The 20,518-nt window shown below is 65.2% G+C and carries 19 protein-coding genes and 1 pseudogene; 11 read left to right on the forward strand and 9 right to left on the reverse strand.

The features are described 5' to 3' along the window. Positions 1 to 37: 37 nt before the first annotated feature. The 4 genes from ABIB78_RS02485 to ABIB78_RS02500 form a co-directional block, all read right to left on the reverse strand. Positions 38 to 2,512 (reverse strand): TonB-dependent receptor, encoded by a 2,475-nt coding sequence (locus ABIB78_RS02485; RefSeq protein WP_429021026.1) that lies wholly within the window; start codon positions 2,510 to 2,512, stop codon positions 38 to 40. A gap of 321 nt (positions 2,513 to 2,833) precedes the next feature. Further along, entirely contained in the window at positions 2,834 to 3,508 is a 675-nt protein-coding gene (locus tag ABIB78_RS02490) for an RraA family protein (RefSeq protein WP_429021028.1), read from the reverse strand. A 34-nt stretch (positions 3,509 to 3,542) separates the two neighbouring features. After that, positions 3,543 to 4,568 (reverse strand): amidohydrolase family protein, encoded by a 1,026-nt coding sequence (locus ABIB78_RS02495; protein WP_429021029.1) that lies wholly within the window; start codon positions 4,566 to 4,568, stop codon positions 3,543 to 3,545. Positions 4,569 to 4,600: 32 nt separating this feature from the next. Then, complete coding sequence (locus tag ABIB78_RS02500) at positions 4,601 to 5,929, reverse strand: MFS transporter (RefSeq protein WP_429021032.1); 1,329 nt, start codon at positions 5,927 to 5,929, stop codon at positions 4,601 to 4,603. A gap of 236 nt (positions 5,930 to 6,165) precedes the next feature. Here ABIB78_RS02500 and ABIB78_RS02505 point away from each other — a divergent pair, with 236 nt between their 5' ends. Together ABIB78_RS02505 and ABIB78_RS02510 are read left to right on the forward strand one after the other, a co-directional pair. Next, positions 6,166 to 7,101, forward strand: coding sequence for a LysR substrate-binding domain-containing protein (locus ABIB78_RS02505; protein ID WP_429021035.1), 936 nt, complete (start codon positions 6,166 to 6,168; stop codon positions 7,099 to 7,101). Positions 7,102 to 7,351: 250 nt separating this feature from the next. Continuing rightward, a complete protein-coding gene (locus tag ABIB78_RS02510) occupies positions 7,352 to 7,702 on the forward strand; it encodes a hypothetical protein (protein WP_429021038.1) in 351 nt (116 codons plus the stop codon). A 22-nt stretch (positions 7,703 to 7,724) separates the two neighbouring features. Here the strand turns inward: ABIB78_RS02510 and ABIB78_RS02515 are convergent, their stop codons facing one another. After that, positions 7,725 to 8,618: a LysR family transcriptional regulator gene (locus ABIB78_RS02515; RefSeq protein WP_429021041.1), complete on the reverse strand. Its 894-nt coding sequence runs from the start codon at positions 8,616 to 8,618 to the stop codon at positions 7,725 to 7,727. Between the two features lie 116 nt (positions 8,619 to 8,734). Between ABIB78_RS02515 and ABIB78_RS02520 the strand changes: the two genes are divergently transcribed. Further along, positions 8,735 to 9,613 carry an NmrA/HSCARG family protein gene (locus ABIB78_RS02520; RefSeq protein ID WP_429021044.1) on the forward strand — a complete coding sequence of 293 codons (879 nt, stop codon included), beginning with the start codon at positions 8,735 to 8,737 and terminating at the stop codon, positions 9,611 to 9,613. On the opposite strand, the gene ABIB78_RS02525 is transcribed toward ABIB78_RS02520, so the two are convergent. Further along, positions 9,610 to 10,320, reverse strand: coding sequence for a type 1 glutamine amidotransferase (locus ABIB78_RS02525; RefSeq protein ID WP_429021047.1), 711 nt, complete (start codon positions 10,318 to 10,320; stop codon positions 9,610 to 9,612). The genes ABIB78_RS02520 and ABIB78_RS02525 overlap by 4 nt on opposite strands. An 84-nt stretch (positions 10,321 to 10,404) precedes the next feature. Continuing rightward, positions 10,405 to 11,358: a hypothetical protein gene (locus ABIB78_RS02530; protein WP_429021527.1), complete on the reverse strand. Its 954-nt coding sequence runs from the start codon at positions 11,356 to 11,358 to the stop codon at positions 10,405 to 10,407. A gap of 278 nt (positions 11,359 to 11,636) precedes the next feature. Between ABIB78_RS02530 and ABIB78_RS02535 the strand changes: the two are divergent. After that, a pseudogene (locus ABIB78_RS02535) lies at positions 11,637 to 12,197 on the forward strand (cytochrome b). Positions 12,198 to 12,212: 15 nt separating this feature from the next. Here the strand turns inward: ABIB78_RS02535 and ABIB78_RS02540 are convergent. After that, the gene (locus tag ABIB78_RS02540; RefSeq protein ID WP_429021050.1) at positions 12,213 to 12,701 is read right to left on the reverse strand and encodes an Lrp/AsnC family transcriptional regulator; all 489 of its coding nucleotides are present in this window, start codon (positions 12,699 to 12,701) and stop codon (positions 12,213 to 12,215) included. 126 nt (positions 12,702 to 12,827) lie between these two features. Here ABIB78_RS02540 and ald point away from each other — a divergent pair, with 126 nt between their 5' ends. From ald to ABIB78_RS02575, 7 genes are all read left to right on the forward strand, one after another. Further along, positions 12,828 to 13,943 carry an alanine dehydrogenase gene (gene ald, locus ABIB78_RS02545; RefSeq protein ID WP_429021052.1) on the forward strand — a complete coding sequence of 372 codons (1,116 nt, stop codon included), beginning with the start codon at positions 12,828 to 12,830 and terminating at the stop codon, positions 13,941 to 13,943. A gap of 353 nt (positions 13,944 to 14,296) precedes the next feature. Further along, positions 14,297 to 15,688, forward strand: coding sequence for a 3-isopropylmalate dehydratase large subunit (leuC, locus tag ABIB78_RS02550; RefSeq protein WP_429021529.1), 1,392 nt, complete (start codon positions 14,297 to 14,299; stop codon positions 15,686 to 15,688). Then, on the forward strand, positions 15,688 to 16,338 hold the full coding sequence (leuD, locus tag ABIB78_RS02555) for a 3-isopropylmalate dehydratase small subunit (protein ID WP_429021053.1): 651 nt from the start codon (positions 15,688 to 15,690) through the stop codon (positions 16,336 to 16,338). Before leuC ends, leuD begins: the two co-directional genes overlap by 1 nt. Then, complete coding sequence (gene leuB / locus ABIB78_RS02560; protein WP_429021055.1) at positions 16,335 to 17,483, forward strand: 3-isopropylmalate dehydrogenase; 1,149 nt, start codon at positions 16,335 to 16,337, stop codon at positions 17,481 to 17,483. The genes leuD and leuB overlap by 4 nt, the downstream gene beginning before the upstream one ends. Then, on the forward strand, positions 17,483 to 18,544 hold the full coding sequence (locus tag ABIB78_RS02565) for an ABC transporter substrate-binding protein (RefSeq protein WP_429021057.1): 1,062 nt from the start codon (positions 17,483 to 17,485) through the stop codon (positions 18,542 to 18,544). The genes leuB and ABIB78_RS02565 overlap by 1 nt, the downstream gene beginning before the upstream one ends. Next, positions 18,541 to 19,374 (forward strand): ABC transporter ATP-binding protein, encoded by an 834-nt coding sequence (locus tag ABIB78_RS02570; protein ID WP_429021059.1) that lies wholly within the window; start codon positions 18,541 to 18,543, stop codon positions 19,372 to 19,374. Before ABIB78_RS02565 ends, ABIB78_RS02570 begins: the two co-directional genes overlap by 4 nt. Then, positions 19,371 to 20,243, forward strand: a complete 873-nt coding sequence (locus ABIB78_RS02575) for an ABC transporter permease (protein ID WP_429021061.1) — start codon at positions 19,371 to 19,373, stop codon at positions 20,241 to 20,243. Before ABIB78_RS02570 ends, ABIB78_RS02575 begins: the two co-directional genes overlap by 4 nt. A gap of 50 nt (positions 20,244 to 20,293) precedes the next feature. Here the strand turns inward: ABIB78_RS02575 and ABIB78_RS02580 are convergent, their stop codons facing one another. Beyond that, a complete protein-coding gene (locus tag ABIB78_RS02580; protein ID WP_429021063.1) occupies positions 20,294 to 20,470 on the reverse strand; it encodes a hypothetical protein in 177 nt (58 codons plus the stop codon). Positions 20,471 to 20,518 lie beyond the last annotated feature (48 nt).

Genomic DNA, 20,518 nt, shown 5'->3' on the forward strand with positions numbered 1-20,518 from the left:
TCGGCTGCCCTCTGAGCCAGACTCTCAGGACACTCGCCTAGAATTTCGCCCTGATGCCGGCATAGGCGGCGAGCGGCATGCCGGGCACGAAGGTGCGGGGATCGGAGAGTTGCGCCATCAGGTTGGTGACGCTCGGTGTGGCGCTGGCAAAGCCGCCGGTCTGGAAGAACGCACCGCTCAGATAGTAGTGCTGGTTGAACACATTGTTGATCAGGCCGAACACCTCGATGTTCTTCGTGAGCTGGTATGACGTGTGCAAATTGACGACGGCATACGCCGGGATTTTCGGGCTCTCGTTGGTGTAGTCATGGATGATCCACTGGCTGCCCACGACGTTGACGTCGGCGCCGACCTTCCACGCTTCGGTGACGTTGTAGTCCACGCCGGCCTTGAAGCGGTGCGCGGGAATGCCCGGGATGTGGTCGCCCGGCTTGACGTTGACGAATTCGGCGCCGGCGTCGTTGGTCAGGGCGTTCGGATTGTTCGGCGACGACAACGTAATCGCGCTCTGGTAGGTGGCGTCGACATAGGTGTAGTTGGCGTAGGCGTTCCAGCGATCGTAGCGGTAGTCGAGCTTGGCCTCGATGCCCTGCCGCAGGGTCTGCCCGGCATTCTGGAAGAAGCCGAAATTGTTGACGCCGAGCGGGCTTGCCACCTGGATGATGTCGTCGTCGGATAAGGTGCGGAACGCGCCCAGGCCCCAGGTCAGCACGCCGGTCCTGGCGTCGCGGCCCCAGCCGCCCCGCAGGCCGGCCTCGACGGTGTGTGCCACCACCTGCTTGAGCGGCGGATCGGCCACCAGGAAGCTGTCGATCATGCAGGGATGGTTGGGATCGGAGCAGCCGAGCTCCAGCGGTGTCGGTGCGCGGTTGGCTTCCGAATAGCCGGCATAGGCGGTGAGGTTCGCCGTGATCTTGTAGGTACCGCCGATCACCGGGTTCAAGCGCTGGAAGCGGTTGCTGCTGTTGAGCAGGTCGTTTGTCCCGGTCTGGTCCTGCAGGTCGATCTGAGCATAGTTGAAACGTCCACCGGCAGTGACCGAGAACCTGTTCGTCACATCGAATGTATCGGTGAGGTAGACGCCGGTGTAGGTGTTGGTGGCGCGCAGATCGACCGGGCTGAGGCCGGCGTCGGGCTGGTTGATGAAGATGCCGGTGCCCGTCACGAACAGGTTATTCGGATCGATCGTTCCGAGTTCGCTGGTCGCCGTGAATTTTGTGTTGCCGTGGTCGACGCTGACGCCCATCACGATGTGGTTGTCGTGCCCGAACAACTTGTCCGAGTTGGTCAATTGGGCTGTGCCGCCGTAGCTGTTGGTTGCGGCGCTGTTACGGTCGACTTCGCCGAGAAAAGCGTTGCCCAACGTGTTCGGAACCGACGGACCTCCAGCCGGACCGAAAATCGGAAGGCCGTCGCCGATGCACAGACTATCCCCCCCATCGCATGGCTGTACATTGGTGCCATTGCCGTCGACATGGGACTGCCGGAAGCCACGGAAATAGGCGTTGCCCTGGAACGACCAGGTGTCCGAGAAATTGTGGTTCAGTGTCGCGTTGACGAAGGCGAGCTGCAGCAGCGTCGACTGCGGCCAGGTGTAGACGCTCGACCAGCGCTGATTGAGCATCTGGACCGGCGTTGCCACGACATTGCCGAGCAGATTGCTGGCGCCGGTGAAATTGACGTGGAATTCGGTCTGATCGTTGCGCGCGCCGACGTCGACATACATGCGGTTGATGTGCGACGAATTCGCGTAGTCGCGCCAGCCGCGGTCATAGGCGGATTCGAACGCCGCGTAGGCGGAGACGTTGTCCTTCTGGCCGCCGGCCTGCACGCTGCCTTGCACGCGGCCATAGGAGCCGCCGAACGCTTCAGCCTCGACGCCCTGATAGGTGAAGCCGTTCTTCATCTGGATGCTGAGCGCGCCGCCGATCGCGTTGAGGCCGAACACTGGGTTGTTGGGAAACAATGCAACGCTGTCGATGGCCTTTTCCGGGATGAAGTCCCAGTTGACCACGTCGCCCCAGGATTCGTTGACGCGGACGCCGTTCTGATAGACCGCGATGCCCTGTGGCGTTCCTTGAACCGGCGAGGCGACGAAGCCGCGGTAGTCGAGATTGCGCTGGAACGGATTGCCGGTCTGATCCGTGAGGGTGACGCCGGGCAGCTTGCGATTCGCCGAGTCCAGAAAATTGGTCGAGTAGTTGCGGCTGAAATCCGCCGAGGTGAGCACCTCGGTGTTGGACGGGACCTTGTCGCGATCGATCAGGCTCGCGTCGCGGTCGGAGGGGCCGGGGACCCCGGCGCCGCCCTCAGGCGCGGCGGCGGTCTGGGCCGGCGCGGCCCGTGGCCTTGTGGTTCGCGAGGTCCGCACCGCCGGCCGTGCCGCGGGCTTGATGCTCCGCGTGCCTGAAAGCGGCGAGGGGGCAATCACATTGACGGGCGGCAGCTCGGTCGGGGCAGGGGTCTGGGCGCCCGCGGTCAGCGGCGCTGCGGCTCCGATGGCGGTGAGCATGGCCGCAGCGCTGCGCGTATAGACCGAACAAGACAAAAATCGTGTTGCCGTACGCAACAACGCACCGGCCATGACGCCCACCCCTAAGTCGCGGTTCGACTTTTTCCCCGACGAACCTTGGCTTTGAGACTGCGGGAGCGCTGCGGGTTTGGCAAACAAGATCGGTCCCGGCGGGCCGGGATTCTTTTCCATCTGTAATCGGGAAAAATTCCCGATGCCGGGGCCGAATGCGCAAACCCGACGCCAGGCGGTGTCTCCGGTCGGTTTTGCGCAGGTTTATGCCTAAGAGGTGGCATCCCCACCCTCTTAGGCGGTGGCACGTCAGTCCTTGAACTCGCAGCCGAGCCGCTGCAGGGCCTCATCGACCCAGCGGCGGTCGCTGGTGCCGGCGAGGATCTGCTGGATGGCCTTTTCCTCGGTTGCCTTCTTGGCCTCGGTCAGCTTGCAGACAGCCTCGGCGTCGTCATGCGGCACGCAGAGCACGCCGTCGTCGTCGGCCAGGATGAGATCGCCGGGCTCGACGATCATGCCGTCGACCGAGATGGTGCAATTGATCTCGCCCGGGCCGTCCTTGTAGGGGCCGCGATGGGCGACGCCGGCGGCGAACACCGGGAACGATCCGACGCGGATCGCGCCGGCATCGCGGATCGAGCCGTCGATCACGAAGCCCGCCACGCCCTTCTTTTCGGCCAGCGTCGACATGATCTCGCCGATGATGGCGTTGACCAGGACACCGCCGGCGTCGACCACGATCACGTCGCCCGGCTGGGCCAGGTCGATCGCCTTGTGAACCATCAGATTGTCGCCGGGCCGGGTCTTCACCGTCAGCGCCGGGCCGCCGAGCCAGCCGCCCGCATGCATCGGCCGCAGCCGGTTGGTGCCCGCGATCCGCGACATCACATCGCTGATATTGGCGACTGGCAGGGTGCGGTAGCGCGCGACCAGGTCGGGCGACACTTTGCGCTTCGCCTTGTGAATTGCAAATCCTATGGCCATCGGTTTTCTCCGGGATTGTTGTTGGCGTGGTCGCCTAGTGCGCGCGGCGGTCGAGATGGGTGTTGAGGCGGGGATAGACGCGGCGGGCATTTCCTTCAAAGATCCTGGCCTTGTCCTCCGCGCTCAACGGCAGCGCGTCGACGTAGCGGCGGGTGTCGTCGAAGTGATGGCCGGTCTCGGGATCGATGCCGCGCACCGCGCCGACCATCTCGGACGCGAACAGGATGTTCTCGATCGGGATCACCCTGGTCAGCAGCTCGATGCCGGGCAGGTGGTAGACGCAGGTGTCGAAGAACACGTTCTTCAACAGATGCTCCGACAGCGGCGGCAGCTTCATGTCCTGCGCGAGGCCACGGTAGCGGCCCCAGTGATAGGGCACCGCGCCGCCGCCATGCGGGATGATGAATCGCAGGGTCGGGAAGCGCTTGAACAGGTCCGAGGTCAGGAACTGCATGAAGGCGGTGGTGTCGCCGTTGAGGTAATGCGCGCCGGTGCCGTGGAAGCACGGATTGCAGGACGAGCTGACGTGGACCATCGCCGGCACATCGAGCTCGACCATCTTCTCATACAGCGGATACCACCATTCGTCGGTCAGCGGCGGATCGCACCAATAGCCGCCGGCGGGATCGGGGTTGAGGTTGCAGCCGACGAAACCGAGCTGCGTCACGCAGCGCTCCAGCTCCTCGATGCAGTTCGCAGGCTTGACGCCCGGGCTCTGCGGCAACTGGCACACGGGGACGAAGTTCTGCGGGAACAGCGTGCAGACGCGGTGCACGAGGTCGTTGCAGATCGTGGTCCATTCGCGGCTGGTCGCTTCCTTGCCGACATGATGCGCCATGCCGGCGGCGCGCGGCGAGAAGATCGTGACGTCGGTGCCGCGCTCCTTCTGCAGGCGAAGCTGCGCGCCTTCGACGCTAGTACGGATCTCGTCGTCGGTGATGCCGAGATTGGTGGTGAGTGGCCGGCGCGATCTGTCGGCGAGGCCGGCGAGCTGCTTGTCGCGAAAGATTTGCAGCTTGGCGGGCTCGGTGGTGTAGTGGCCGTGACAATCGATGATCATGGTTGCTTCCTGTTGCTCCCTTGGCAGGGTTGTCAGTGGGCGACGGATGACGGGATCGCTCCCGCAAGCTCCGTCTCGCGCGGTTTGACGCGCATGGTGGCGGCGATGGCGGATGCGACGAGCAGGAAGCCGGCGATGCCGACCAGCGCCCAGGAGAAGCTTCCGGTGGAGTCCTTGATCAGGCCGATGCACCACGGCCCGATCAGCCCGCCGAACTGCGCCAGCGTATTGACCATGGCGATCGAGGCGGCGCCGGCCGCGCCCGTCAGCAGCGAGGCGTTGATGCTCCAGAACAGCGGGTTGCCGGCATTCAGGCTGAAGCCGACGATGCAGAGGAACACGAACGCCAGCACCGGGCTCGAGACATAGGCACTGCCGAGCATCGCGATGGCGGCGAGCAGATAGACGGCTGCGAGATGAAACTTGCGATCGCCGGTCTTGTCCGAACTGCGGCTGACCACGATGGTGCCGATGACGCCGAGCAGTGGCGGGATCGCCGAGAGGAAGCCGACCTCGATGTTGCTGAGATTGCCCATGCCCTTGATGATCTGCGGCAGCCACAACAGCAGGCCATAGATGCCGACCAGCGCGCAGCCGAACAGCGCCGCCAGCAGCCAGACCCTGATATCGAGGACGCATTCGATCAACCTGTGCTGTCCCTGTTGTTCGATCTCGGCCCGCTCGGCGGCGAGCTCGCCCTCCAGCCAGGCGGCCTGCTCCTTGGTCAGCCAGCTCGCCTTGGCCGGGCGGTCGGTGAGATAATAGAGCGTGAAGAGGCCGAGCAGAATGGTCGGGACGCCCTCGGCGAGGAACATCCATTGCCAGCCATGCAGGCCAGCGGCGCCGTCGAACCAGGTCATGATGCTGGTCGAGATCGGTCCGCCGAGCACCGCCGAGAACGAGCCGGCGATGATGTAGCCAGCCACAGCGCGGGCGCGATAGCGCGAGGGGAACCAGTAGGTGAGGTAGAGCACCACGCCGGGCATGAAGCCGGCTTCCGCGATGCCGAGGCCGAACCGCATGACATAGAGACTGAGCGGATTCCAGACAAAGGCGGTGAGCGTGGCGACGAGGCCCCAGGTGATCAGGATCCGCGCCAGCCAGATCCGGGCCCCGAGCCAGTGCAGCATCAGGTTGCTCGGCACCTCGAGCACCATATAGCCGAGGAAGAAGATGCTGGCGGCAAAGCCGAAGATCGCGGGGCTAAGGCCGAGATCCTTGTTCATCGTCAGCCCGGCATAGCCGAGATTGATGCGATCGAGATAGTTGAAGAACATCATGACGAACAGGATCGGGATCAGCCGCCAATAGACGCGGCGGATGGTTTGGCTCTCCAGTTCGCGTGCGGCCGGTTGGGCCATTGGAATCCTCCCTGTCATGCCTTCTTGTCTTATTTCTCGGATGTTCCGAGCGGAGCGTCGGCCGCGATATCGCATGGCAGACCGGCCATGCGCGCTACGCCGCAAAGCCCGATCGTGATGCATAATCTCGCGGGACTTCTCTTGGAGCACCGGCATTTTGGCGCCAAGATCGGGAAACGGCTCGATGAGGTCAAATACCTTGTTGAACCCTCACTTATAGGGAATCGGAATAAGCGATGGATTACAGGCAGCTTCGCTACTTCATCGCTGTTGCCGAGGAGCTCAGCTTCAGCCGCGCCGCGAAGCGGCTGCATGTCAGCCAGCCGCCGCTGAGCACGCAGATCAAGGCGATGGAGGAGGAGCTCGGCACCCAGCTCCTGTCGCGGACGCGCCGTGCCGTCGAGCTCACCCAGGCCGGGCAATTGCTGCTGGAACATGCGCGGCGCGCTGTCAGCGAACTCGACCTCGCGTCGGAAACCGTGCGCCGCGCAGCACGCGGCGAAGCCGGTGCGGTCCGTGTCGGCTTTACCGACTCGGTGCCGATGCTCGACATGTTTGCCGAACTGTTCCGCAGTTTCCGCGCCAGCTATCCGCGGGTGAAGATAGAACTCAGGCACATGTCGACTGCAAAGCAGCTCCAGGCGCTTGCCGACGCCGAGCTCGATGTCGCGATCATGCGGCCTCCGCTCGATTTCCGGCCGGCGGCCGATCTGCAGGCGCATGTTGTCTGGCGCGACCGGCTGATGGTGTTTCTGCCGGTCGATCATCCGCTCGCCGCCGCGCCCGGCAAACTGAACGTCGCCGATCTTGCCGAGCATGAATTCGTCGGCATGGTCGAGAGCGGTTGCGGCGTCGGCGACCAGGCCGCGATGCTGTGCCGGCGGGCCGGCTTTGCCCCGCGCATCGCGCAGGAGGCGCATGAACTGCGCACGGTGCTCAGCCTTGTCGCGGCGGGCATCGGCCTTTCGATCCTGCCGTCGTGCTACCAGCAGGCCGGCGTCATGAACGTCGTCGCGAAGACGCTGGACACACCGGACGCGGAAAGCCGCATGCTGGTGGCGATGCGCTCGACCGCCTCGCTGCTGCCGCGCCGGTTCGTCGAATGCGCGCTGCAGGCGGCGTCGCGCAGTGCGCCGGCGCTCGTTCCCGACGTTGCGGCGGTGGGCGGTTGATTGAGCTGCGAAGAGAGCGCGCCTCTTCGCACGCGAGGCAGGGGCGTGTCGCGAACGGTACGTGACGGCGTGCGTACCCCAACTTTCGTCGGCAGTAATCTCCCGGAAGCCAGTCTGGCGCTCTCCTTGCATACGTGAATGCCAGGTGCTGGGGCGTCGATGTGTCGTGTCCTCGTCTGCCGCGGCAACGCGGCGGATGGACGATGACGCGCGTGCCCGCGGCCGGATCGAGACTTATGGAGACGACAACATGCACGCCATTACGCGTGCGGCACTGCTGCTTGGGACGATGTGGCTGACATCGCCGACCCTGGCGCGCGACGACGGCCGCTACGCCAATTCACCGCTCAAACCATGGTTCGAAAGCCTGCACAGCGGCTACGGACAATGTTGTTCAGACGCCGACGGCTATGTGGTCGCCGATCCCGATTGGGAGTCGGATCGCGGGCACTATCGCGTGCACATCGACGACGAATGGGTGGTGGTGCCGAACGAGGCCGTGATCACCGAGCCGAACAAGATCGGGCGAACCATGGTGTGGAAGCACTATATCGACGGCCATCCGCGCGTGCGCTGCTTCATGCCGGGCAGCATGACCTGAGGCGCGCCGTCCGGGCTGCAACTCAGGCGGGCGGGACGAAGACCCGGTTCGGGAACGCCTGCTCGACGACGTCGAGAAACGCGCGAACCTTTGCACCGACCAGTCGTCGCGAGCTCTGTAGTGCCCAGATCTCGACCGCAGGTCTGGCATCCGTTCCCCAACAGGCAAGCCGGCCCGCGGCAATATCGTCGTCGACGAGCAGCTTGGGCAGCAGGGCGGCGCCTGCGCCCGCCAGCACTGCATCACGTATCATCTGCATCGATGAAAGACGCAACACCGGCCGCGGCCTGAGCGCGATCTCATCGTGCTTCCGGATGCGCCAGATCGTGTCTGGAGCCGTTGGCGACATGACAACGGCATCGACCGTGATGTCGCCTGCACCGCGAGCGGCGGTCATCGGTTGTGGCAAATCGGGATGCGCCACGACCAGCAGCTCATCGCGGAGGAAGCGGCGGCCGACGAGACGTTCGTCCGGTGACGGATTGATGCGGATGACGAGGTCGTAGCCGTCCTCCACCGGATCGACTACGCGATCCTCGGCGACGATCTCAAGCTGCACCTCGGGGAACGCGCGCGCAAAACGCGCGCCGATCCGGCCGAACGCGACATGGGCGAGCAAAACCGGCGCGCTGACCCGCAACCGGCCACGTGGCGTCGACGCGCCGAGCACCACGGCTTCGCCGGCTTCGGCGATGTCGGACAATGGACCGCTGGTGCGCTCGTGCAGCGCGCGGCCTTCGTCCGTTAATCGAAGACTCTGCGAACCCCGCTCGATCAAGCGGACGCCAAGACTCTGTTCGAGTTCGGCGACGCGGCGGGACAGCGTTGCCTTCGCCCGCCCGGAAGCGCGACTGGCGCGGCCGAACCCGCCATGCGCGGCAACCAGATTGAAATCGGTGAGCGCCTGAAGGTCCATCGAGACTGTTCCATATTCGAGACGGTGTGTCCAATTACTGGCATCTCCAAAGCAAAATTGGAACGGATAGTTTCTCCCCAACGGCAGACGGTCTGCCCCAAAGAGGAGAATCCAACATGACTATTCTGGTAACAGGCAGCACGGGCACCATCGGCACCCAGGTTCTGAACCATCTCGCCGGTCACGGCGTCGAGATTCGCGCCCTGACGCGCTCGCCCGGCAAGGCTCAGTTCCCGCAGCACGTGACGCCGGTTCGCGGCGATCTGGCCGACGCAGATTCGGTCCGCGCGGCGCTCGACGGCGTCAGCACGCTTTTCCTGCTGGTGCCGAACGTCGCCGACGAACTGACGCAGGCGATGCTGACGCTGACCGCCGCGCGCGAGGCCGGCGTCAAAGGCATCGTCTATCTCTCGGTGTTCAAGGGCGAGGCCTATGCCGACGTGCCGCATTTCGCCGGCAAGCACACGGTCGAGCGGATGATCGAAGCGCTCGATCTTCCCGCGACCATCCTGCGTCCCGCCTATTTCATTCAGAACGATCTTCGGCTGAAGGAGCCGCTGCTCAATTTCGGCGTCTATGGCATGCCGATCGGCGCGAAGGGCATTTCGATGGTCGATATCCGAGACATCGGTGAGGGCGCCGCGATCGAACTGGTGCGCCGCGAGCGCGCGTCCGCACCGCTGGCCCGCGAAACCTACGCGCTGGTCGGGCCCGATCCCCTGACCGGTGAAGACATCGCCACGATTTGGCGCGATGCGCTTGGCCGTGCCGTCAGCTATGGTGGCGACGATCTCGTGGTGATGGAAGAGCGTCTCAAGGCCGCGATACCGGCCTGGCTCGCGCTCGATATGCGTCTGATGATGGGCCGGTACCAGAGCGACGGCGCCGTCGCGACGGCCGATGAGGTGGCGCGTCTGACGCGGCTGCTTGGCCGCTCGCCGCGGGCCTATCGCAACTTTGCCCGCGATGCTGCCGCGCAGTGGCGCAAGGGTTAAGTGCGGCGGCTTGTGAGGAAGCGCGTGACCACGCCGCCGAGTGTGGCGTGGTCGAGCGGCTCGGCGAGCGATGCCTTGGCGGTTTCGACCACGGCATCGGGCGCGAGGCTGCGGCGCAGGTCGCAAAGTGCGTCGGCATAGTCGGCGGTGAATTCCGGATGCGGCTGCACCGACAGCGTGGTGCCGGTGGCATAGAGCAGCCCGGCATGCGGCGTGAAGTCGGACGACATGATGGTGCGTGCGGACGCGGGCGGGGTGATCACCTGGTCCTGATGCGAGCAGGCGGCGGCGATCGCCTCGCCCTCGATCAGCCCGTTGTCCGGCGCTATCTGATAGACGTGGCGGCCGATGCCCCAGCCTTTCTCGGATTTGCGCACCGTGCCGCCGAGCGCCTGCGCGATCAACTGGTGGCCGAAGCAGACGCCGACCATCGGAATGCGCTGGTCATGGGCCGCGCGCACGAAGGTTTCGAGCGGCGCGATCCAGCCGACATCGTCGTAGACGCCGGCCGGTGATCCCGTGATCAGGATCGCGTCCAATGTCGTGGGATCCGGAAGTGCCTCGCCCTTGGCGACGCTCACGACGTCGCAGGCAACGGACGGATCGGCTGTGGCCAGCATCCGCTGAAACATCTGCGGATAGCTGCCGTGGCGCTCGCGGAATTGCGGGCTGACGAGCCCGGTTTCGATGATGGTGATGCGGGGCATGGGACGCGCTGAGGGATGAGCGAGGATGACCCAGCCTTACTCCGAAAGCGCTGACGGCCACAAGCCGCGCGTGGCGGCCCTCGATCAATTCTGCGACGGTGCCGCCGCCTCGATGGTTGCGGTGTGCTGTGCCGCCGGCGTCGCGGTTGTGATCGCAGGCGTGGTCGCGGCGATCGCCGGTTCGGTGCGGTAGCGCGGCAGCTGATCCTCGAGCGAATAGCCGACGCAGAGCGCGAGGCTCGACCACACCGCCATGCTGAAATACAGCGACATCCAGGCGATCTCCTCGCGCCACTCGGCGATGTCGTGGGTCACGACCCAGCGCCTGCTGACGTCGCGCAGGCCCTCGAGCGGATGCAGCAGCGTGCCGCCGGCGGCGAGGTTGGCGCGCCAGCGGTTCAGGTACATCGGGACGTCGACGGTCATCAGGAAGGCGAGGAAGCCGGCGATGCCGAGGATCGCGACGACGAAGGCCCAGCGCACCGGGCCTTGAAACTCCGGCAGCAGCCGGCAGAGCGCAATCCCGACCAGGAAGAACACCACGGCCCAGATCGAGTTCTCGATCGCGTTGCACAGATAATGAGTGGTCAGCACCGCATACCAGGAGAAGCATTCCGCGATCACGATCAGCGGCACGATGATCCAGGCGATGGTTACGGTGGTCTCGGCGCCGGTCATGGTGCCGAGCTGATGCAGAATGATCGCCCATTGCGCGGCGAAGCAGACCTCGGCGACGGTGGCGACGGTGCGGCCGACCACGACGCTCGACAGCCAGGTGTCGAACAGGCAGATGCGCTGCACGTCGGCGCGCGGCAGCACCGAGCGGAAGGCACAGCCGAACACATAGGCGGCGCAAAGCAGCAGCATCAGGCCGATGCCGGACGTGTTGCTGAAGCTGCCATTGGCCTGTTCATGGAACTGACGGTAGAGCGCGAACCAGACCGCGATGTTGGCTGCGCTGACGAGGCTCAGGAAGCCCCACCACCGGACCACTGGATTCGACCAAGCCAGCGAAACCGGCCGCGCCCGCCACTCCATGCTCATTCACCGCTCCGCGTGTAACCGAATTGATATTGAATTGTAGTAATTCTGTCATAGAAGACGGCGAATCACGACTAAAAAATACGTGTGGCGCGGGCGGCTCCGATTGTGACAGTGCGCGCCCCGGAATGACGAGGGGCGCCAGGCCTCGGCCTTCGCGATCGTGATCGAAGGTGAGGCCCGCGCCGGTAGGCAGGCTCCGCGCCATCATCTATTGGACGGGCTTCCTTTTTCGGGCCGTACCCGCTCGGGCTGGCTTCAAGCGAAGGCACCTCGTGACGACGGACAAGACGGTCAGCTACGATCCGCTGCTGCGCAGAATCCACTGGGCGACGGCGGTGCTGTTCATCGCGGCCATGCTGATCGGGCTTTATTGCGGGCTGCAGCCGGCGGGGACGTCGCCGCGGCGCGAACTGCTCGAGGTGCACAAGTCGCTCGGCATCACGCTGTTCCTGCTGGCGATCCTGCGGCTGATCGTGCGGGCCGCAACCACGGCGCCGCCGCAGCCGGGCTCCTTCTCGCCGCTGGTCAGGATCGCCGCGCGGCTCAATCACTGGGCGCTCTACGCCATCCTCTTCGTGATGCCGGTGACGGGATATGTGTTCTCGTCGGCGGGTGGCTATTCGCTGCGCTATTTCTGAACTTTCAGCTGGCCGCGCCTGTTCACCGACAACAAGGCGGTCGCGCAGGCCGGCGAGCTTGCGCATGGCGCGCTCGCCTACCTGGTTTATGCCGTGGTCGCGCTGCACATCGCCGCGACGCTCTGGCATGTCGTCGTCAAGAAGGACGAGACGCTGGCGCGGATGTGGCCGCGCGCGAGCCGCAATCCATCCTGACGCAGCGTTGGGCCGTCAGCCGCGCAGCGCGGTTTCCGGAATGGTGCGGCGGACCACCTCGCGCATCGCGAAGCTCGAGTGAATGCGGGCGACGCCCGGCATCCGCGACAGATGCTGCTTGTGGATGCGCTCGAAGTCGGCGATGTCGCGGGCGATCACCTGCAAATGATAGTCGTCGCTGCCCGACATCAGATGGCAGGACACGACGTCGGGGCAGCGCGCGATCGCGGCCTCGAAGGCTGCGAGATAATCCTCGCTCTGCCTCTCCAGCGTGATGGTGACGACGACGGTTGTGACGAGGCCGAGCGCGGTCGGTTCGAGGTCGACGCGGTAGCCGCGGATCACGCCGACCTCCTCGAGATGACGGATGCGCCGCGCGCACGCGGTCGGTGACAGCCCGACCTTCTCGGCAAGCTCGATCTGGCTCGCGCGGGCATCGGTGACCAGCTCGGCGAGGATTCTGAGATCGATACGATCGAGACCGTCCACGCAGTTTTCCTTCAAAGGCTGAGCCGGTAGCGAAGGATATGGGCGCTTTTGGCTGTGAGCAAGCCGGAAATCGCTGAGAAACGCCGTGTGACGGGGAATAGCCTTGGGTCTGGCGGAAGCGAATCTTTCAAGGAGCGGACCATGCGCATCGGCGTGCCCAAGGAGATCAAGGTCGAGGAATATCGGGTCGGGCTGACGCCCGCCTCGGTGCGGGAATATGTGGCGCACGGGCACGAAGTCGTGGTCCAGCGCGGCGCCGGTGACGGCATCGGTGCCGGCGATGACGTCTACACCCAGGCCGGCGCACGGATTGCCGACACCGCTGAAGAGGTGTTCTCCGTCGCCGAGATGATTGTGAAGGTGAAGGAGCCGCAGCCGTCCGAATGGATCAGGCTGCGCGAGGGACAGATCCTCTTCACGTATTTGCATCTCGCGCCCGACGTTCCCCAGACCGCGGGGTTGATCGCCTCCGGCTGCACCGCGGTCGCCTATGAGACCGTGACCGATGCGCATGGCGGGCTGCCGCTGCTGGCGCCGATGAGCGAAGTCGCCGGCCGGCTTGCGATCGAGGCTGCGGGAGCCGCGCTGCGCAAATCCGCCGACGGCATGGGCAAACTGCTCGGCGGCGTGCCGGGGGTTCCGCCGGCGCGCGTCGCGATCATTGGCGGCGGCGTGGTTGGTACTCATGCGGCGCGGATGGCGGCCGGGCTCGGCAGCGACGTCACGATCCTCGACCGCTCATTGCCGCGGCTCCGCGCGCTCGACGATCTGTTCCTCGGCCGCGTTCGCACGCGCTACGCGACCTTGGAGGCGATCGAGCAGGAAATCGTCGCCGCCGATGTCGTGATCGGCGCGGTGCTGGTCCCGGGCGCCAGCGCTCCGAAACTGGTCTCGCGCGCGCAGCTTGCCAGCATGAAGCGCCGCGCGGTGCTGGTCGACGTCGCGATCGACCAGGGCGGCTGCTTCGAGACCTCGAAGCCGACCACCCATCAGGCGCCGACCTATCTGGTCGACGACATCGTGCATTACTGCGTCGCCAACATGCCGGGCGCGGTGCCGGTCACCTCGAGCCACGCGCTCAACCACGCCACGCTGCCGTTCGGTCTTGCGCTGGCGTCGAAGGGGCTGCGCGCGCTGGTCGAGGATCCGCATCTGCGCGCCGGCCTTAATGTGCATCGCGGCCGCATCACCAACCGCGCCGTCGCCGAGAGCCAGCATCTGTCCGCCGTGATGCCGGAGGAGGCGCTGGCGTCGTGAGGCGGTTGAAGCCACGCTCGTCCATCTAGCGCCGTCATCCCCGGCCTCGTGCCGGGCATCCACGTCTTTGCTTCCATGCACCAGAAAGACGTGGATGGCCGGGACAAGCCCGGCCATGACGATATTGAGACGCGTTCGTCGAACTGCGCGCTTCGGACCGTCGTCCGATCTTGTCAAGCCGCGCAAGCGCAGCCCTCCTTCCAGATCATATCGGTCACTCGGCTCTGGCCGGGCGGTCGCCTGCGTGATTTGATGCGCGCAACGCAAGCCGTGCAAAGCGGCGATCAGCGGCGCGCGCCGCTGGCCTCAAGAAGCCCAAAGGGAGGACTGTCTTGGAAAAGACCGGTCGTACGATGCTGGCCAAGATCTGGGACCAGCATGTCATTGCCCGCCTCAGCGAGGACACCGATCTCCTTCATATCGACCGCCATCTGCTGCACGATCTCGGCGGCTCGCGCGGCCTGCTCGATCTCAAGAGCCGTGGCCTCAAGGTTCACAATCCCGAACTGACGTTCGCGACGCCGGATCACGCGATTTCAACGGCGCCCGGCCGCGTCGGAACCAGCAAGATCGGAACGGAATTGCTGGCGGCGCTTCGGGTCGAAACGTCGGCGAGCGGCATCACGCTGTTCGATGTCGATCAACCCGGCCAGGGCATCGTCCACGTCATCGGACCGGAACTCGGCTTGAGCCTGCCGGGCGCCACGATCGTCTGCGGCGACAGCCACACCTGCACCCATGGCGGCCTCGGCGCGCTCGCCTTCGGCATCGGGTCGAGCGAGCTCACTCATGTGCTGGCGACGCAGGCGCTGATCCAGCGCCGTCCGAAGACGTTGCGCGCGCGTTTCGAGGGCAAGCTGCCGCTCGGCGTCACCGCCAAGGACATGATCTTGGCGCTGATCGGACATATCGGCGCCGCCGGCGGCACCGGCTGTGCCGTCGAATATGCCGGCAGCGCGATCCGCGCGCTGCCGATCGAAGGCCGGCTCACGATCTGCAACCTCTCGATCGAGCTCGGCGCCAAGATCGGCATGGTGGCGCCGGACGAAAAGACATTCGAATTCCTGCGCGGCCGTCCCTATGCGCCGCAAGGCGAGATGTGGGATCTCGCGGTCAAGGCATGGCGCGACCTGCCGAGCGATCCGGACGCGGTGTTCGACCGCGAGGTCGTGATCGATGTCGAAAAGATCATCCCGCAGGTGACCTGGGGCATCAGCCCCGAGCATGTCGTGGGCGTCGATGGCGTCATTCCCGATCCAAAGTGGGTCGACGATCCGGCACGGCGCGCCGCGATCGAGACCGCGCTTGAGTATATGGGTCTGCAAGGCGGTGCGCCGATTGCCGGCACACCGGTCGATTGGGTGTTCATCGGCTCCTGCACCAACAGCCGGCTGAGCGATCTCCGCGCCGCGGCCGAGGTCGCGCGCGGCCGCAAGGTCGCGGCCGGGGTCCGCGCATGGGTGGTGCCGGGATCGGAGAACGTCAAGCGCGAGGCGGTCGCCGAAGGGCTCGACAAGATCTTCATCGATGCCGGCTTCGAGTGGCGCGAGCCGGGCTGCTCGATGTGCCTTGCCGCCAATGGCGAGGTGGTGGCGCCCGGGCAGCGCTCGGTCTCGACCTCGAACCGCAATTTTGTCGGCCGGCAAGGGCCGCGGGCACGAACGCATCTGGCGAGCCCCGCGAGTGCCGCAGCATCGGCGATTGCCGGCGCGATCGCCGATGTCAGGATGATGGGACGCCAGTGATGCCAAAACCGTTCGACAAGCTCACCGCGACCGCTGCGCCGATCATGCGCAGCAATATCGATACCGACGTGATCATCCGCATCGAGCGCCTGGTCGGCAACTCGATCCGCGGCACGCTCGGCAAATGGGCATTCGGCTCGCTGCGCTATCTGGCCGACGGCTCGGAGAACCCGGATTTCATCCTCAACCGCGAGCCGTTCCGCGAGGCCGAGATCCTGGTGACGGGGCCGAATTTCGGCTGCGGCTCGTCGCGCGAGGGCGCGGTGTGGTCGCTGCAGGAGAGGGGGATCCGCGCCATCATCGGCTCGGGCTTCGGCGACATCTTCTTCGCCAACTGCTTCCAGAACGGAATCCTGCCCGTCATCGTCGACAAGGCGGTGGTCGATTCTCTCGCCGCCGATATCGAGGCGACGCAGGGGGCGGGCAAGGTCTCGATCGATCTCGAGGCGCAGGCCATCGTCTCGCCGTCAGGCGCGCGCCATTCCTTCGAGATCGATCCACGTCGGCGCGAGGGGCTTCTGCAGGGGCTCGATGAGGTCGCGCTGACGCTGCAGCGCGACGACGAGATCCACACCTTCCAGGCTTCCGATCGCGCGGCGCGGCCCTGGATTCATTTTGCAAGGACACCGGCTTCAAGGACACCCGCATGAGCACGCAATCCAACATGGTCCAATCCAACATGGTCAAGGTTGCCGTCGTCGGCGGCGAGGGCATCGGTCCCGAGGTCACCGCGCAGTCGCGCCGCGTGCTCGACTGGTTCGCGGCGAAACGTAACGTGCCGATGACGCTGCGTGAGGCGCAGTACGGCCTGATCCCGTATCTGGCGACCGGCAAGGTGCTGCCCAAGGACACCGCCGAAGCGATGGACGAGGCCGACGCGATCCTGTGGGGCGCGACCGGCGGTCCGGAGACCACCGAAGTGCCGGCAGCGGCGCGCAAGGCCGGCAGCCTGCTCGGCCTGCGCAGCAAATACGATCTCTACGCCAACCTAAGGCCGATCGTGGCGAGCCCGGCGCTGTCGGCCTCCGCGCCGCTCAAGCCCGAGGTGCTCGACGGCGTCGACTTCGTCATCATCCGCGAACTGACCAGCGGCATCTATTTCGGCGAGCCGCGCGGCATCGAGACATTGCCCGATGGCCAGCGCCGCGGCTTCAACACCGAGCAGTACACCACCAACCAGATTCGCCGCGTCGCGCGCTCGGCCTTCGAGCTGGCGCGGACACGGCGCAACCAGGTCTGCTCGGTCGACAAGGCCAATGTGCTGGAGACCAGCGTGGTCTGGCGCGAGGAAGTGATCAAGCTGCACAAGGAAGAGTTCTCCGACGTCGAGCTGACCCATCTCTATGTCGATAACGCCGCGATGCAGATCGTGCGCGAGCCGCGGCAGTTCGACGTGATGGTAACGGGCAATATCTTCGGCGACATCCTGTCCGACTGCGCGGCGATGGCCTCGGGTTCGCTCGGCATGCTGCCGTCGGCCTCGCTCGGTCCGGTGGATCGCTTCGGCCGGCGCAAGGCGCTCTATGAGCCGGTGCATGGCAGCGCGCCCGATATTGCCGGCAAGGGCATAGCCAATCCGCTCGGCTCGATCCTCAGCGTCGCGATGCTGCTGCGCCTGACGCTGAACCGCCCTGAGGATGCCGACCTGCTGGAGCAGGCGGTGCACGCCGCGCTGGCGTCCGGCGCGCGCACGGCGGATATCGCGGAAGCCGGGGCGAAAAGGCTCTCGACCGTTGAAATGGGCGATGCGGTGCTGCGTGCGCTCGACAAGGTTTCCGCCAAGGAGCACGCGTGATGGCTGATGTCGCCATGCCCCATGTTTCAAGGCGATCGGCACTGACGGTGATCGCCGCCGGTGGCGCGGCACTGGCGACCGGGCGTGGATGGGCGCAGGCGACCACGGGCCGGGTGATCTATCCGGTCGCGGTGCCGGTCTATCAGACGCAATTCGTCGCGGACCGCAACGGCTACTTCAAGGAAGCCGGCCTCGACTGCAAGCTGCTGCAGGGCGGTAGCGGCGTGAAGACCCGCGAGATCATCGCCTCGTCGCAGGGCGATATCGGCATCGGCGATGTCACCCATCCGATGCAACTCACTAATCACGGCCGTGCCGCACGCGTGCTGTTGCCGGTCGACACAAGATCGAACTCGGTGATGTTCATCCTCCGCAAGGACCTGAAGGACCAGGGCATCAACACGCTGGAGGCGTTCACGCAATGGAAGCGGCCCGACGGCCGCAAGCCGATCGTCTCGGTCTCCTCGCTCGGCGGCACCAACCATGTCTGGGCGTCCTACTACATGGAAACCATGGGGCTCGACGACAAGGTGACCTGGATCGGCACCGGCAATGTCGACACCATGCTGGGATCATTGAAGTCGAAGCAGGTCGATATCCTCGTCAGCTCGCTGTCGCTGTTGAACGAGGCGCAGCAACAGGGCTGGGGCGAACTGCTGTTCGACGGCACCGACGAGGCGATCTGGAACGAGCACATCGGCGGCAAGGTGCCGGTGACGGCGCATTTCACGCTGCAGGCCACCATCGACAAGGATCCGGCCAAGATGCAGGCCTTCGTCACCGCGCTGTGGCGCGCGTCACAATGGATCAAGACGCACAAGCCGACAGAGGTCTACGACGCCATCGAGCCCTACGTCGGCAGTACCTCCCGCGAGGCCAATCTGCTCGAGATCACGGCTATTCAGAAGGTCGCGGATTATGAGGGCATCATCGACGCGGCGAGCTTCGCGCGCGGCGAGAAGGTCTGGTTCCGCGAGATGACCGGCATCAAGCCGCTCAAGATCACTGATATGGTGAGCCCCAATTTCATCGACGCGGCGCGAAAGGCCTATCCGGGTTGAGCGCGCTCGAGACAAGCGCAACCTTGTCGCCGCGCGCCTCGGCCGACCGACGCGTCGAGGTCAAGGGCCTGAGCAAGTCGTTCCAGCTTGCCAGGACCACGATCGAGGCCGTCCGCGACGTCACCTTCGACGTGCGCCGTGGCGAGTTCGTCGCGCTGCTCGGGCCGTCGGGCTCCGGCAAGAGCACCGTGCTCAACATGATCGCCTCGCTGATCCGGCCGACCGGCGGCGAGATCCTGATCGACGGCAAGCGTGTCGTGCCCGGCAAGGCGACGCCCAATGTCGGCTATGTCTTCCAGCGCGACACGCTGTTTCCCTGGCGGACCGTCGCCGACAATATCGGCTATGGGCTGGAGCTATCAGGCGTGCCGGCGTCGGAGCGGAAGGAGCGCATCGCGGAATGCGTCGCGCAGGCCGGCCTGAAGGGATTCGAGCACGCCTACCCGTCGGCTCTGTCGGGCGGCATGCGGCAGCGCGCGGCGCTGATGCGGACCCTGATCGTCGAGCCGCAGATCCTGCTGATGGACGAGCCGTTCGGCGCGCTCGATACCCACACCAAGATCGACATGCACGAGGTGCTGCTCAGGATCTGGGAGCGCGAGCAGCAGACTGTGCTGTTCGTGACCCACGATCTCGGCGAGGCGCTGACGCTGGCCGACCGCATCATCCTGTTCTCGGCCCGGCCGGGCCGCATCAAGGACATGTTCGAGGTCGATTTCGCGCGCCCACGCGATGCGGTGAAGGTGCGCGAGACCACGCATTATTCCGAGCTGTTCCAGCACATCTGGCACTCGCTCGGCGAGGAATTCGTCAAAGGCCGCGGCGCATGAGAAGGTACGGCACGCTCAGCACGGTCGGCTGGCAGGTCCTGATCTGCGCCGTCGTGCTGTCGGTGTGGCAGTGGGGCTACGACCTCCGCGCCAAACTGCCGTGGCTGGTGCCCGACCTGCTCGATCCCTACTTCATCTCGAAGCCGTCGATGATCTTCGACAACTTCCTGATCCAGAGCTGCCTGACCTCGAAGCTCGGCGCATTCAACAGCTGGTTCAACGGCGACTTCGCAAAGTGCCTGGCGCGCAACGAGAACAATCTCTGGGCCGCGACCGCCGTCACGCTGAAGAACACCTTTTTCGGTTTCGTCACCGGCGTGGTCAGCGGCTTCGTCGCGGGACTGATCCTCGGGCGATCCGACCGCCTCAGCGCGATATTCCAGCCCTTCATCACCGCGGTCAATTCGATCCCGCGGATCGCGTTGGCGCCGATCATCGTGCTGGCGTTCGGGATCGGCGACATGTCGAAGATCGTGACCTCCTGGATCGTCGTCGTCTTCCTGGTGTTCTTCAACACGTTCGAGGGCGCACGCTCGATCGACGAAGGCTTTACCCATGCCGCGCGGCTGCTCGGCGCCAGCGAGTGGCAGATCACCCGGACGGTGGTGATCCCCTCGACCATGGCCTGGGTGTTCGCTTCGCTGACCCCTGCGATCTCCTTCGCCCTGATCGGCGTCATCGTCGGCGAGTTCATCGGCGCCGAGCGGGGCATCGGCCGTCTCATCATCGAGTCGGAGGCACGGGGCGAGGCCTCGGGCATGATGGTTGCCGTCGTGGTGCTGATGCTGGTCGGCGTCGTCCTGTCGGCGATCATCTGGCGGCTGCAGGCCTATCTCTTGCGCTGGCAGCGGCAGCGCAGCGCCGAATAGAAGGCGGCCCGCGGCGACATTCAGATGTTGCGCACGGGCCACCTTCGAGCTCACGCAGCGTTTTCCGACGGCGAGGTCTCGCCGTCGAGCCAATCCTGCTCCTTTGCCAGCGCGCGCCAGGCCGCTTCCATTCGCTTGTAGCGATTGTAGGCCGGCTCGTCGTCAGCGCGCTCGGCAAGCTGCGCGCAGTTCTCCGCATTGTCGAGAAAATGCTGCGATTGCTTCATGGAACGTCCTCCTGTTGATAAGGACGTGGGACATCAATTTAGGCCATT

The sequence above is a fragment of the Bradyrhizobium sp. I1.14.4 genome (assembly GCF_050435825.1).
Classification (GTDB): Bacteria; Pseudomonadota; Alphaproteobacteria; order Rhizobiales; family Xanthobacteraceae; genus Bradyrhizobium.

Excerpts from the sequence above, each read along its gene's own strand:
- ABIB78_RS02485 (WP_429021026.1), bottom strand. The coding sequence starts at position 2,512 with ATGCTCACCGCCATCGGAGCCGCAGCGCCGCTGACCGCGGGCGCCCAG.
- ABIB78_RS02490 (WP_429021028.1), bottom strand. The coding sequence starts at position 3,508 with ATGGCCATAGGATTTGCAATTCACAAGGCGAAGCGCAAAGTGTCGCCC.
- ABIB78_RS02495 (WP_429021029.1), bottom strand. The coding sequence starts at position 4,568 with ATGATCATCGATTGTCACGGCCACTACACCACCGAGCCCGCCAAGCTG.
- ABIB78_RS02500 (WP_429021032.1), bottom strand. The coding sequence starts at position 5,929 with ATGGCCCAACCGGCCGCACGCGAACTGGAGAGCCAAACCATCCGCCGC.
- ABIB78_RS02505 (WP_429021035.1), top strand. The coding sequence starts at position 6,166 with ATGGATTACAGGCAGCTTCGCTACTTCATCGCTGTTGCCGAGGAGCTC.
- ABIB78_RS02510 (WP_429021038.1), top strand. The coding sequence starts at position 7,352 with ATGCACGCCATTACGCGTGCGGCACTGCTGCTTGGGACGATGTGGCTG.
- ABIB78_RS02515 (WP_429021041.1), bottom strand. The coding sequence starts at position 8,618 with ATGGACCTTCAGGCGCTCACCGATTTCAATCTGGTTGCCGCGCATGGC.
- ABIB78_RS02520 (WP_429021044.1), top strand. The coding sequence starts at position 8,735 with ATGACTATTCTGGTAACAGGCAGCACGGGCACCATCGGCACCCAGGTT.
- ABIB78_RS02525 (WP_429021047.1), bottom strand. The coding sequence starts at position 10,320 with ATGCCCCGCATCACCATCATCGAAACCGGGCTCGTCAGCCCGCAATTC.
- ABIB78_RS02530 (WP_429021527.1), bottom strand. The coding sequence starts at position 11,358 with ATGGAGTGGCGGGCGCGGCCGGTTTCGCTGGCTTGGTCGAATCCAGTG.
- ald (WP_429021052.1), top strand. The coding sequence starts at position 12,828 with ATGCGCATCGGCGTGCCCAAGGAGATCAAGGTCGAGGAATATCGGGTC.
- leuC (WP_429021529.1), top strand. The coding sequence starts at position 14,297 with ATGCTGGCCAAGATCTGGGACCAGCATGTCATTGCCCGCCTCAGCGAG.
- leuD (WP_429021053.1), top strand. The coding sequence starts at position 15,688 with ATGCCAAAACCGTTCGACAAGCTCACCGCGACCGCTGCGCCGATCATG.
- leuB (WP_429021055.1), top strand. The coding sequence starts at position 16,335 with ATGAGCACGCAATCCAACATGGTCCAATCCAACATGGTCAAGGTTGCC.
- ABIB78_RS02565 (WP_429021057.1), top strand. The coding sequence starts at position 17,483 with ATGGCTGATGTCGCCATGCCCCATGTTTCAAGGCGATCGGCACTGACG.
- ABIB78_RS02575 (WP_429021061.1), top strand. The coding sequence starts at position 19,371 with ATGAGAAGGTACGGCACGCTCAGCACGGTCGGCTGGCAGGTCCTGATC.
- ABIB78_RS02580 (WP_429021063.1), bottom strand. The coding sequence starts at position 20,470 with ATGAAGCAATCGCAGCATTTTCTCGACAATGCGGAGAACTGCGCGCAG.